The organism is Streptomyces sp. TN58 (genome assembly GCF_001941845.1).
In the GTDB taxonomy this organism is placed as follows: domain Bacteria; phylum Actinomycetota; class Actinomycetes; order Streptomycetales; family Streptomycetaceae; genus Streptomyces.
The window spans coordinates 5,244,292-5,257,271 of record NZ_CP018870.1; the positions used below are offsets into that span (position 1 = coordinate 5,244,292).

Annotated in this window: 10 protein-coding genes; 8 read left to right on the top strand and 2 right to left on the bottom strand. The window is 72.9% G+C overall.

Annotated elements, in window-relative coordinates; all coding sequences use genetic code 11:
* Positions 1 to 55: 55 nt before the first annotated feature.
* Positions 56 to 724: a bifunctional DNA primase/polymerase gene (locus BSL84_RS24015; protein WP_075972207.1), complete on the bottom strand. Its 669-nt coding sequence runs from the start codon at positions 722 to 724 to the stop codon at positions 56 to 58.
* Between the two features lie 447 nt (positions 725 to 1,171).
* Here BSL84_RS24015 and BSL84_RS24020 point away from each other — a divergent pair, with 447 nt between their 5' ends.
* The 5 genes from BSL84_RS24020 (at position 1,172) to ffh (ending at position 9,129) form a co-directional block, all read left to right on the top strand.
* Positions 1,172 to 2,662, top strand: coding sequence for a hypothetical protein (locus BSL84_RS24020; protein WP_075971089.1), 1,491 nt, complete (start codon positions 1,172 to 1,174; stop codon positions 2,660 to 2,662).
* Positions 2,663 to 3,012: 350 nt separating this feature from the next.
* Positions 3,013 to 4,356: an ammonium transporter gene (locus tag BSL84_RS24025; protein WP_075971090.1), complete on the top strand. Its 1,344-nt coding sequence runs from the start codon at positions 3,013 to 3,015 to the stop codon at positions 4,354 to 4,356.
* On the top strand, positions 4,353 to 4,691 hold the full coding sequence (locus BSL84_RS24030) for a P-II family nitrogen regulator (RefSeq protein WP_030030798.1): 339 nt from the start codon (positions 4,353 to 4,355) through the stop codon (positions 4,689 to 4,691). Before BSL84_RS24025 ends, BSL84_RS24030 begins: the two co-directional genes overlap by 4 nt.
* 211 nt (positions 4,692 to 4,902) lie before the next feature.
* Positions 4,903 to 7,332: a [protein-PII] uridylyltransferase gene (locus BSL84_RS24035; protein WP_075971091.1), complete on the top strand. Its 2,430-nt coding sequence runs from the start codon at positions 4,903 to 4,905 to the stop codon at positions 7,330 to 7,332.
* Positions 7,333 to 7,557: 225 nt separating this feature from the next.
* Complete coding sequence (gene ffh, locus BSL84_RS24040) at positions 7,558 to 9,129, top strand: signal recognition particle protein (RefSeq protein ID WP_045321717.1); 1,572 nt, start codon at positions 7,558 to 7,560, stop codon at positions 9,127 to 9,129.
* 79 nt (positions 9,130 to 9,208) lie between these two features.
* On the opposite strand, the gene BSL84_RS24045 is transcribed toward ffh, so the two are convergent.
* Entirely contained in the window at positions 9,209 to 9,895 is a 687-nt protein-coding gene (locus BSL84_RS24045) for a methyltransferase type 11 (RefSeq protein ID WP_045321716.1), read from the bottom strand.
* A gap of 130 nt (positions 9,896 to 10,025) precedes the next feature.
* Here BSL84_RS24045 and proS point away from each other — a divergent pair, with 130 nt between their 5' ends.
* The 3 genes from proS (at position 10,026) to rpsP (ending at position 12,978) form a co-directional block, all read left to right on the top strand.
* Positions 10,026 to 11,438: a proline--tRNA ligase gene (proS, locus tag BSL84_RS24050; RefSeq protein ID WP_030031957.1), complete on the top strand. Its 1,413-nt coding sequence runs from the start codon at positions 10,026 to 10,028 to the stop codon at positions 11,436 to 11,438.
* 209 nt (positions 11,439 to 11,647) lie between these two features.
* Positions 11,648 to 12,244, top strand: a complete 597-nt coding sequence (locus BSL84_RS24055; RefSeq protein WP_030031959.1) for a hypothetical protein — start codon at positions 11,648 to 11,650, stop codon at positions 12,242 to 12,244.
* A gap of 296 nt (positions 12,245 to 12,540) precedes the next feature.
* The gene (gene rpsP / locus BSL84_RS24060) at positions 12,541 to 12,978 is read left to right on the top strand and encodes a 30S ribosomal protein S16 (protein ID WP_030031059.1); all 438 of its coding nucleotides are present in this window, start codon (positions 12,541 to 12,543) and stop codon (positions 12,976 to 12,978) included.
* Positions 12,979 to 12,980 lie beyond the last annotated feature (2 nt).

The following is a 12,980-nucleotide window of genomic DNA, read 5'->3' on the forward strand; positions in this document are numbered from 1 at the left end:
ACCGGTGCCCCGCCTTCCGTACGGAAGGCGGGGCACCGGTCTTCGTGCGTGCCGCTCAGCGGCGGAAGCGGTGGCAGATGTACGCCAGGGTGCCCAGCAGCAGCCGGGCCTGCGGCGGGCACGCCGCGGAGTCGAGCGCGGGCGGCCGCAGCCAGCCGGCCTGTCCGATACCGGCCCGGTCCGAGGGCGGGGCGGTCACGAAGGCACCCGGGCCCAGGGCGCGCAGGTCCAGGTCGGCGTCGTCCCAGCCCATCCGGTACAGCAGCTGCGGCAGCTCCGCCGCCGCGCCGGGAGCCACGAAGAACTGCGCCCGGCCGTCGGCGGTGACGACGACCGGGCCGAGCGGCAGGCCCATCCGCTCCAGTCGCACCAGCGCGCGCCGGCCCGCCTCCTCGGAGACCTCGATGACGTCGAAGGCGCGGCCCACCGGGAGCAGGACCGCGGCCCCGGGGTAGCCGCCCCAGGCCTCGGCGACCTCGTCCAGGGTGGCGCCGGCCGGCACCGTCGGTGCGAAGGCCAGGGGGTGCGCGCCGGGCGCGACGCACCGGGCGTCCCCGCAGGAGCAGTCGCGGGAAGGGGCCGCGGCGCGGGCCCCGGGGACCACGTCCCAGCCCCACAGCCCGGTGTACTCCGCCACCGCCGTGCACTCCGAGGTCCGGCCGCGGCGCCGGATGCCGGAACGGAACTCCCTGGTACCGCGGCTGCCGCCGATCGTGAAGCCCATGCCCATGCCCATGCCCCCTCCAACGGGTCGGACGCGCCGGTGGTTACGACGCCGTGGTGAGGACGCCGGAGGACCCGCCGCCGGGGCCGCACGGCGGTCCGCCGCGGAGCCGCCGGGGGGAGTGCCCGCCGCTGCCGCCCGGCGCACTCCTCGCCGCGCGCGCCCCGAGCGCACTCCAGTACAACCGGTCCGTTTCACCTCGGTGTCAAGTGAATCGCGCCTGGCCGGTGGCGCGTTCATTCGAAGGGGTGGCGAATGGTGGCGTTTCTGGAAACGACCTCGCCGCACGGGTGATCGTAGGATTACTTTCGGTACACGAACCCTGAGGCGGGCCCGTGCGTGGGTATGCCGGAGGCAATGCGTGAAGGACCTGTGAAGGTCCGTGTGACGCTCGGCGTACCGGCCAGGGTTTCGTACGGGAAAGGCTGAGCGGATGGGGGCGTTCCAGTGAGCGGCAACGGGCCAGGCGGAACGATCGAGGGTGCGGCTGCGCGCAACGAGCAGCTGACCTCGTGGTTCGTCCGCAGCGGATGGTCGAAGGGCGAACTCGCCCGACAGGTCAACCGCAGAGCCCGGCAGGTGGGCGCCCACCACATCAGCACCGACACCTCCCGGGTGCGCCGCTGGCTGGACGGCGAACAGCCCCGCGAGCCCGTTCCGCGCATCCTGTCCGAGCTGTTCTCCGAGCGTTTCGGCTCCGTCGTCGCCATCGAACAGCTCGGCCTGCGCACCGCCCACCAGACCCCCTCCGTGTCCGGGGTCGACCTGCCCTGGGCCGGCCCGCAGACCGTCGAACTCCTCGGCGAGTTCTCCCGCAGCGACCTGATGCTGGCCCGCCGCGGCTTCCTCGGGACCTCGCTCGCCCTCTCCGCCGGCCCCGCCCTCATCGAGCCCATGCAGCGCTGGCTCGTCCCGTCCCCCGCCGCCGACACGGGACCGCGCGGGACGGGGCCGACGGGCGCCCTCGGCGGCCACCGCCCGCCCCGGCTCTCCGAACCGGAGCTCGACCTCCTCGACGCCACCACCGTGATGTTCCGCCAGTGGGACGCCCAGTGCGGGGGCGGCCTGCGCCGCAAGGCCGTCGTGGGCCAGCTCCACGAGGTCACCGACCTGCTCCAGGAGAACCACCCCGCCCCCGTCATGAAGCGGCTCTTCAAGGTCGCCGCGGAGCTGGCCGAACTGGCCGGCTGGATGAGCTACGACATCGGCCTGCACCCAACGGCGCAGAAGTACTTCGTGCTCGCGCTGCACGCCGCCAAGGAGGCCGGCGACAAGCCGCTCGGCTCGTACATCCTCTCCGGCATGAGCCGCCAGATGATCCACCTCGGCCGGCCCGAGGACGCCCTCGAACTCGTCCACCTCGCGCAGTACGGCAGCCGTGACTGCGCCGGCCCCCGCACCCAGGCCATGCTGTATGCGATGGAGGCCCGCGCCTACGCCAACATGGGCCAGCCCAGCCGCTGCAAGCGGGCCGTGCGGATGGCCGAGGACACCTTCTCCGACGTCGGCTTCGCCGACGAGCCGGAGCCGGACTGGATCCGCTTCTTCTCCGAGGCCGAGCTGAACGGCGAGAACTCCCACTCCTACCGGGACCTGGCCTACGTCGCCGGGCGCAGCCCCATGTACGCCTCCCTCGCCGAACCGGTCATGGAGCGGGCCGTCGAGCTCTTCGAGAAGGACCAGGAGCACCAGCGCTCCTACGCCCTCAACCTCATCGGCATGGCCACCGTGCACCTGCTCCAGCGCGAGCCCGAGCAGGCCGCAGCCCTCGTCGACCGGGCACTCGACGTGGCGGGAAAGGTGCGCTCCGAGCGGGTCAACACCCGCCTGCGCAAGACCGTCGACAGCGCCGCCCGCGAGTACGGCGACGTCGCCGAGGTGGTCCGTCTCACCGACCACCTCGCCTCCCGGCTCCCCGAAGCCGCGGAGGCCGTCTGACGGCCCCGGAGGCCGTCCCCCAGGCCCCGGCCGCGGCAGTCACCCCGAGAAGCCCGATCAGGCTCCCCCAGCCAGGACGTCCGGGTGCTGCCGCGGTCGGCTGCACCCTGCGACCCCCGCCGCCCCCGCGGCGGGGGTCGCCCGCCGTCGGGGCCGCCCGATCGGCGGACGCCCTGTTCATCGCCGCGTAACAGCACGGACCTCTTCGTCACGGCCGCGAAACATCGGGCGGCGCCGCCGGAAACCGGCCTGCGCGAATCTCATGGCCAATAACCGGCCAGTTCCTCAGGCCGCCGCTCAGGTTCCCACGATCGCCCGCACGCGAACGTACCGACGACGAGGAGACGCCGATGGCATCAGCCATCACGACCCTCGCTGCAGACGCCCCGACGCTTTCTGCCGCGAACACCGGGTTCATGCTCATCTGCTCCGCCCTGGTCATGCTGATGACCCCGGGACTCGCCTTCTTCTACGGAGGCATGGTCCGGGTCAAGAGCAGCCTCAACATGCTGATGATGAGCTTCGTCAGCCTCGGGATCGTCACGATCCTCTGGGTGCTCTACGGCTTCAGCCTCGCCTTCGGCACCGACTCCGGCTCCCTCATCGGCTGGAACTCCGACTACGTGGGCCTCAGCGGCATCGGCATCACCGAGCTCTGGGACGGCTACACCATCCCGGTCTACGTCTTCGCCGTCTTCCAGCTGATGTTCGCCGTCATCACCCCGGCCCTGATCAGCGGCGCCCTCGCCGACCGCGTGAAGTTCAGCGCCTGGATCCTCTTCACCGCGCTGTGGGTCACCGTCGTCTACTTCCCCGTCGCCCACTGGGTCTGGGGCGCCGGCGGCTGGCTCTTCGAGATGGGCGTCATCGACTTCGCGGGCGGCACCGCCGTCCACATCAACGCCGGCGCCGCCGCCCTCGGCGTCATCCTCGTCGTCGGCAAGCGCGTCGGCTTCAAGAAGGACCCGATGCGCCCGCACAGCCTGCCCCTCGTGATGCTGGGCGCCGGCCTCCTCTGGTTCGGCTGGTTCGGATTCAACGCCGGCTCCTGGCTCGGCAACGACGACGGCGTCGGCGCGGTCATGTTCGTCAACACCCAGGTCGCCACCGCCGCCGCCATGCTGGCCTGGCTCGCCTACGAGAAGCTGCGCCACGGCTCCTTCACCACCCTCGGCGCCGCCTCCGGCGCGGTCGCCGGCCTCGTCGCGATCACCCCCGCCGGCGGCTCGGTCAGCCCGCTCGGCGCGATCGCCGTCGGCGCCATCGCCGGTGTGCTGTGCGCCATGGCCGTGGGCCTGAAGTACCGGTTCGGATACGACGACTCCCTCGACGTCGTCGGCGTCCACCTCGTCGGCGGCATCGCCGGCTCCCTGCTCGTCGGCTTCTTCGCCACCGGCGGGGTCCAGTCCGACGCGGCCGGCCTCTTCTACGGCGGCGGCCTGGAGCAGCTCGGCAAGCAGGCCATCGGAGTCTTCTCCGTCCTCGCCTACTCTCTGGTGGCATCCGCGGTGCTCGCCTTCCTCCTCGACAAGACGATCGGGATGCGCGTCGCCGAAGACGTCGAGGTCGCCGGCATCGACCAGAGCGAACACGCCGAGACCGCCTACGACTTCAGCGGCGCCGGTGGCGGAGCCGCCGCGCGGAACACCACCGCCCCCCTCCCCTCCGCCGCGAGCAAGAAGGTTGACGCATGAAGCTGATCACCGCGATCGTCAAGCCGCACAAGCTGGACGAGATCAAGGAAGCCCTCCAGACCTTCGGAGTGCAGGGCCTCACGGTCAGCGAGGCCAGCGGCTACGGCCGCCAGCGCGGCCACACCGAGGTCTACCGGGGCGCCGAGTACCAGGTCGACCTCGTCCCCAAGATCCGCATCGAGGTGCTGGTCGAGGACTCCGACGCCGAAGAGGTCATCCGGGTCGTCGTGAGCGCGGCGTCCACCGGCAAGATCGGCGACGGCAAGGTGTGGAGCGTCCCCGTGGACTCGGTCGTCCGGGTCCGCACCGGCGAGCGCGGCGCCGACGCGCTCTAGAACCGGACAGGTCCCAGGGCATGTTGCGAAAGCCCCGTCTGGCTCGCGGCGCCTGGCACGGCACCTCGCCGCGCTGTCGGGATCGCCCGCGTACGACCGGTACGCGGCCGACCCTCCGCCTTGCGGGGCACCGCACCAGACACCGCGAGCACCGCCCCGCGGGCGGACGACGCCACTTTCGCAACACGCCCCAGCTGACGGGAGCCCCTGGGTGACGAGCACCGAAGACACCACCGACCACACGGCCGACTCGGGACCCAGCGGATACGCCGCGGCCCGGCTGCGACTCCTCCAGGAGGAGTCGCGGTCCGGGCCCGCCCGGCGTTCCGCCCTGGCCGCACTCACCGACGCCTGGCTGAGCGCCCTCTTCGCCACCGCCGTACGCGAGACCGGAGTCCGCGGCGCCACCCTCGTGGCCGTGGGCGGCTACGGCAGGGCCGAACTCTCCCCGCGCAGCGACCTCGACCTCCTGCTGCTCCACGACGGCAAGGCCGACCCCCAGGCGCTCGGCGCGCTCGCCGACCGCCTCTGGTACCCGGTGTGGGACCTCGGCGTCGCCCTCGACCACTCGGTACGCACCCCCGCCGAGGCCCGAAAGACCGCCGCCGAGGACCTCAAGGCCCACCTCGGCCTGCTGGACGCCCGCACGGTCGCGGGCGACGCCGGCCTCCTCACCGGCCTGCGCACCGCCGTCCTGGCCGACTGGCGCAACCAGGCCCCCGCCCGCCTCCCCGAGCTGCACTCCCTGTGCCGCGAGCGCGCCGAGCGGGCAGGAGAGCTCCGCTTCCTGCTCGAACCCGACCTCAAGGAGGCCCGCGGCGGCCTCCGCGACGCCACCGCGCTGCGCGCCGTCGCCGCCTCCTGGCTCGCCGACGCCCCGCGCGAAGGACTCGCCGAGGCCCGCCGGCGGCTGCTGGACGCCCGCGACGCCCTCCACCTGGTCACCGGCCGGGCCACCGACCGGCTCTCCCTCCAGGAACAGGACCAGGTCGCGGAGCGGCTCGGCCTGCTCGACGCCGACGCGCTGCTGCGCGAGGTGTACGAGGCCGCGCGCGTCGTCGCGTACGCCGGCGACGTGACCTGGCGCGAGGTCGGACGAGTACTGCGGGCCCGCGCCGCCCGGCCCCGGCTCCGCGGGCTGCTGGGCGGCCGCGGCGCCGCCGCCGCAGCCCGGGCACCTCTGGCCGAAGGCGTGGTGGAGTCCGACGGCGAGGCCGTCCTGGCCCTGGCCGCCCGCCCCGACCGCGACGCGGTACTGCCCCTGCGGCTGGCCGCGGCCGCCGCGCAGGCGGGACTCCCCGTCTCACCGCACGCCGTACGCCGGCTCGCGCAGCAGGGCCGCCCGCTGCCGGTGCCCTGGCCGGCCGAGGCACGCGAGCAGCTGCTCACCCTCCTGGGCGCCGGCGAGCCGACGGTGGCCGTCTGGGAGGCCATGGAGGCCGAAGGGCTGATCACCCGGCTCCTGCCCGACTGGGAGCGGGTGCGCTGCCGCCCCCAGCGCAACCCCGTCCACACCTGGACCGTCGACCGGCACCTGATCGAGACGGCCGTGCGCGCCGCGGCCCTCACCCGCCGGGTGGGCCGCCCCGACCTGCTGCTGATGGCCGCGCTCCTTCACGACATCGGCAAGGGCTGGCCCGGAGACCACTCGGTCGCCGGCGAGACCATCGCCCGAGACGTCGCCGCCCGGGTGGGCTTCGACGCCGGCGACACCGCCGTGCTGGGAGCCCTCGTACGGCACCACCTGCTGCTGATCGACACGGCGACCCGGCGCGACCTGGACGACCCGGCCACCGTCCGATCCGTCGCCGAGGCCGTCGGATCGGTGGGCACCCTGGAGATCCTGCACGCCCTCACCGAGGCGGACGCCCTGGCCACCGGGCCCGCCGCGTGGAGCGCCTGGCGCGGCTCGCTCGTCGCGGACCTCGTCGCCCGGGTCGCCGCCGTGCTGCGGGGCGCGGCCCCGGCCGTACGGGAGCCGGAGATCCCGGGCGCCGAGCAGGAGCGCCTGGCGGTGGAGGCGCTGCGCACGCGCGAACCGGTCGTGGCGCTCCAGTCCCGCCAGGAGGAGGCGGACGCGGTCGGGGTGGAGCTCGTGGTGGCGGTGCCCGACCAGCCGGGGGTCCTCCCCGCGGCGGCCGGGGTACTGGCCCTGCACCGGCTCACCGTACGGGCCGCCGACCTGCGCTCCGTGGAACTCCCCGACCGCCTGGGGGAGGTCCTGGTCCTGCGGTGGCGGGTGGCGGCCGAGTACGGGGCGCTGCCCGAGGCCGCCCGCCTGCGCGCCGACCTGGTGCGCGCCCTGGACGGCACCCTCGACGTCCCGGCGAAGCTCGCGGACCGCGAGGCGGCCTACCCGCGCCGCCGCGGGGTCGTCCCGCCGCCGCCCAGGGTCGCGGTGGTCCCCGACGTCTCCTCGCTCGCCACGGTGCTGGAGGTTCGCGCGCCCGACGCCGTCGGCCTGCTGCACCGCATCGGGCGGGCGCTGGAGGCCGGCGGGGTGCGGGTGCGCAGCGCGCACGTCTCCACGCTGGGCGCCAACGCCGTGGACACCCTGTACGTGACGACCCCGGAGGGCAAACCCCTGGACCCCGCGGACGCGGCAGCGCTCGCCGCCTCGGTCGCGGCCGCCCTGTCGTAAGGGCTGTCCCGTGATCCCCGGCGGGCGCTCGGCGCCGGCTACGGCGCCTCGCCGCGTTGTCGCAAAGCGCCCACGGGACTGCCCTCAGCCCGGTGCGACGCCGCTGCCCGGGCCTGCGGGGCAGCGGCGGACCGCTACCGGGTGCAGGCAGGTCCCCGGACGGGGGAAGGGCCCGATACCCTGGGGGACGACCACACGCCCCCGACCCGAGGAATCGCGACCACCGTGTTCGATACGCTCTCCGACCGCTTGGCGAATACCTTCAAGGGCCTGCGCGGCAAAGGCCGGCTGTCCGAGGCTGACATCGACGCGGCGGCCCGGGAAATCCGTATCGCGCTCCTTGAGGCCGACGTCGCCCTCCCGGTCGTCCGCTCCTTCATCGCGAACGTCAAGGAACGCGCGCGCGGTGAAGAGGTCAGCAAGGCCCTGAACCCGGGCCAGCAGGTCCTGAAGATCGTCAACGACGAGCTCATCACCATCCTCGGCGGCGAGACCCGGCGGCTGCGCTTCGCCAAGACCGCCCCCACCGTGATCATGCTGGCCGGCCTCCAGGGTGCGGGCAAGACCACCCTCGCCGGAAAGCTGGGCCTCTGGCTGAAGGGGCAGGGCCACGCCCCGCTGCTCGTCGCCTGCGACCTCCAGCGCCCCAACGCCGTCAACCAGCTGAGCGTCGTCGCCGACCGCGCCGGCGTGGCCGTGTACGCGCCCCAGCCCGGCAACGGCGTCGGCGACCCGGTCCAGGTCGCCAAGGACTCGGTCGAGTACGCGCGCACCAAGCAGTTCGACATCGTCATCGTCGACACCGCCGGCCGCCTCGGCATCGACGCCGAGCTGATGCAGCAGGCCGCGGACATCCGCGACGCCGTCAGCCCGGACGAGATCCTCTTCGTCGTCGACGCCATGATCGGCCAGGACGCGGTCAACACCGCCGAGGCCTTCCGCGACGGCGTCGGCTTCGACGGCGTGGTGCTCTCCAAGCTCGACGGCGACGCCCGGGGCGGTGCCGCGCTCTCCATCGCGCACGTCACCGGCAAGCAGATCATGTTCGCCTCGAACGGCGAGAAGCTCGACGACTTCGACGCCTTCCACCCCGACCGCATGGCGGGCCGGATCCTCGACATGGGTGACATGCTCACCCTCATCGAGCAGGCCGAGAAGACCTTCTCGCAGGCCGAGGCCGAGAAGATGGCGGCCAAGCTCGCCAAGGGCCCCAAGGAGTTCACGCTCGACGACTTCCTGGCCCAGATGGAGCAGGTCCGCAAGATGGGCTCCATCTCCAAGCTGCTCGGCATGCTGCCCGGCATGGGGCAGATCAAGGACCAGATCAACAACATCGACGAGCGCGACGTCGACCGCACCGCCGCGATCATCAAGTCGATGACCCCGGCCGAGCGCCAGGACCCGACGATCATCAACGGCTCGCGCCGCGCCCGTATCGCCAAGGGCTCCGGCACCGAGGTCAGCGCCGTCAAGGCGCTGGTCGAGCGGTTCTTCGACGCCCGCAAGATGATGTCCCGCATGGCCCAGGGCGGCGGCATGCCCGGCATGCCGGGCATCCCCGGGATGGGCGGCGGCCCCGGCCGGCAGAAGAAGCAGGTCAAGCAGGCCAAGGGCAAGCGCAAGAGCGGCAACCCGATGAAGCGCAAGCAGGAGGAGGCCGCAGCCGCGGCCCGCCGCGAGCAGGGCCCGCAGACGGTCGACCCGGCAGCCGCCTCCAACCCGTTCGGCCTTCCCGCCGGCGGTCAGGGCGGCCAGGACTTCGACCTCCCGGACGAGTTCAAGAAGTTCATGAAGTAGACGCGGACCGCCGAAGGGGCCCCGGCCGTGCGAGCAGCAGCCCGCACGGCCGGGGCCCCTTCCGTTCGCATGTCCGCCGCTACTCTACCCGGGCGATGACGTACCGGAAGATGTTCGGCAGCCACACGGTCCCGTCGGGTCGCTCGAAGGGGTGGAGCGCCTCGGCGAGCTCCTTCTCGGCGAGCGCCGCATCGGACGCGCCGTCGTAGAGGCCGGTCGACAGGAGCCCCCGTACCGCGCTGTCCACGTCCGCGTAGCCGAAGGGGCAGAACACCCGCCCCGAACCGTCCGGACGCAGCCCGGCGCGCTCCACCACCGCGTCCAGGTCGCCCGGCGCCGGACCGCCGCCCAGCACCGAGGGCACCGTGCAGCGCTCGGCGGGCCCCCAGTCGGCCAGCACCACGGCGCCGCCGCGTCTGACCGCGGGCAGGGCCGAGGCCAGGGCCTCCGGGGTGGGCGAGAAGGCCAGCAGGGCGTCGTACGGGCGGGGCGGCGAGGGCACCGCCGGCGGGGCCGCCAGCACCTCCAGCAGCCGTTCGCGGGCCAGCGCCCGCCGGGCCGGATCCGCCTCCACACCGGTGGCCGCGGCTCCCCGCGCGGCCGCCAGCAGCAGGGCCAGGCCGGCCCCGCAGTCGAGGCCCAGCAGCCGGTCACCCGGACCGACCTCCAGCCGGTCGTAGACCGCCTCGTACAGCGGTACCAGCATCCGTTCCTGGATCTCCGCCCAGTCCCGGGCGACGAGCGTCGCGGTCGGCGTCGGTGTCATCGAAGAAGCGCTCCTGATTCCGTCTGCCCCCCAGCCCCCGTTGCCAGAGAACTCCCCATTCGCCCCCGCGTCCAGAGGAGCGCGCCACCCGATTCACGCATCCTGCGCCGGGCGCCGTACGATTCGCGGCATGGCAAAGGCACCCGTTCTCACCCCTCAGGCGGAGGATTTCCCCCGCTGGTACCAGGATCTGATCAACAAGGCCGAGCTGGCCGACAACGGTCCGGTCCGCGGCACCATGGTCATCCGACCGTACGGCTACGGCCTGTGGGAGCGGATGCAGCAGGAGATGGACGCCCGCATCAAGGACCAGGGCGCCCAGAACGCGTACTTCCCCCTCTTCATCCCGCAGTCGTACCTCACCCGCGAGGCCGAGCACGTCGAGGGCTTCGCCCCCGAGCTCGCGGTCGTCACCCACGGCGGCGGCAAGGAGCTGGAGGAGCCGGTCGTCGTCCGGCCCACGTCCGAGACGATCATCAACGACTACTTCTCCAAGTGGGTCCAGAGCTACCGCGACCTGCCCCTGCTGATCAACCAGTGGGCCAACGTGGTCCGCTGGGAGATGCGCCCCCGCGTCTTCCTGCGCACCAGTGAGTTCCTCTGGCAGGAGGGCCACACGGCCCACGCCACCTACGAGGACGCCCGCGACTACGCCGCCCGCATCCACCGCGACGTCTACGGCGACTTCATGACCAACGTGCTCGGCATCGACGTCGTGCTCGGCCGCAAGACCGCCAAGGAGCGCTTCGCCGGCGCCATCAACACCCTCACCCTCGAAGGCATGATGGGTGACGGCAAGGCCCTGCAGATGGGCACCAGCCACGAGCTCGGCACCAACTTCGCGAAGGCCTTCAACACGCAGTACCTGTCGAAGGAGGGCAAGCAGGAGCTCGTCTGGCAGACCTCGTGGGGCGTCTCGACCCGCATGGTCGGCGGCCTGATCATGTCCCACGGCGACGACAACGGCCTGCGCGTGCCGCCGCGCCTCGCGCACGTCCAGGTCGTCGTCATGGCGATCAAGGGTGACGAGGCCGTCGCCAAGGTCCGCGAGCTGGGCGACCGGCTGAAGGCCGCCGGCATCCGTGTGCACGTCGACGACCGCGTCGACACCCCCTTCGGCCGCCGCGCCGTGGACTGGGAGCTCAAGGGCGTACCGGTCCGTGTCGAGATCGGCCCCCGCGACCTGGAGGCCGGCACCGCGATGCTCGCCCGCCGGATCCCGGGCGGGAAGGCCCCGGTGCAGATCGACGCGCTCGCCGACCTGCTGCCGAAGGTGCTCGACGAGGACCAGGCGCAGCTGCTGCGCGAGTCCCGCGAGCGCCGCGAGTCCCGCACCTCCGACGTCGCGACCATCGAGGAGGCCGCCGAGGCCGCCGTCGCCGGCGGCTGGGCGCGGATCCCGTGGGCCGACCTCGGCCCCGAGGGCGAGGCCAAGCTGGCCGAGCAGGCCGTCTCCGTGCGCTGCCTCGTGGCCGAGGACGGGTCCGTGCCGGACGCCGACGACGCTCCCGGTACCCTCGCGATCGTGGCGCGCTCGTACTGATCACGCCGTCGAGGCTTCCGGGCCCCGGCGTGCGGCGGGTGCCGCGCGCCGGGGCCGAGGACTTCCGGTCGACGTTACGTACCGACTCCTCCTGAGTTCGTCGCACCCGTCCTCGTCGGGACGCATGAGGCTGAACTGACTGGTACGTGCAAAAAATTTGCAATGGCCCGGAATCGGAACACCCGGGCACCCCGGCTCGTTGTCACGACGTGAGCACGACACCACCTGTTCTCGCCGCAGAGCTGGCGCAGGCGTGGGCCGACATTCAGCGGTACCACCCCGAGCTGCCCGACCTTGCCGCGCCCGAGTCCCTGATCGGAGAGTCCTCGTCCGCCTGCGGCGCCGAACTCTCCTTCGAGCGACTGCTGCACGAGGCAGTCCACGGCATCGCGGCCGCCCGCGGTGTGCGTGACACCTCGCGCGCAGGCCGCTACCACAACCGCAGATTCCTCGCGATCGCCGAGGAGATGGGGCTGGACCACTCCGACGAGCCGCACGCCAGCAGCGGCTTCTCGCTGGTCACGCTCAATCCCGAGGCCAAGCGGCGCTACCGCCCCACCATGGAGCGGCTGCAGCGCGCCCTCAAGGCCCACACCGCCGCCACCGCCGCCGACACCAAGCGCACCTTCCGCGGACCCGCCGCCCGGCACGGCTCCTCGGGCGGCGGCGTGCGCGTCAAGGCGGTCTGCGACTGCGGGCGCAACGTACGCGTCGTCCCCTCCGTGCTCGCCCAGGCGCCGATCGTGTGCGGCGGCTGCATGAAGCCCTTCCGCATCCCCGAGGTGGCGATCGCGGCGGCCTCCTGACCGCCCCCGCCCGCCGGCGGGGCCACCGCCCCACGGCATCGCGGCCGCCGGGCCCCCGCCCCCACCGGGGCGGCCGGGTCCGCGCCCGCGCGGCAGCGCCGTACCGTCGGCGCCGGTCCGCCCTGCCCGCCCGGCCGAGTGCGCCGCAGGCGTATGGCACAATGGCTAGCTGTACTCGACAGTCGCACAGGACCCCTCTCTCCTCCGGCTGACGCGTCCATCGGGCACCCGAGTACCGCAACCCCACGTGGCATCTCATGTGCCCAACCACGTCAAGTTCAGGAGACACCACTCCAGTGGCAGTCAAGATCAAGCTCAAGCGCCTCGGTAAGATCCGCTCTCCCCACTACCGCATCGTCGTCGCCGACGCCCGCACCCGCCGGGACGGCCGCGCGATCGAGGAGATCGGCATCTACCAGCCGACCTACAACCCGTCGCGCATCGAGGTCAACGGTGAGCGCGCCCAGTACTGGCTCTCTGTCGGCGCCCAGCCGACCGAGGCCGTTCTCGCCATCCTGAAGCTCACCGGTGACTGGCAGGCGCACAAGGGCCTCCCGGCCCCCGCGCCGCTGCTGCAGCCGGCCACGAAGGAAGACAAGCGTCGCTCCTTCGACGAGTTCGCCAAGGCCCTTGAGGGCATCGGCGAGGGCAAGGGCGAGGCCATCACGCAGAAGAAGAAGGCCGACAAGAAGGCGGACGAGGCTGAGGCCGCCGCCGAGTCGACCGAGGCCTGAGC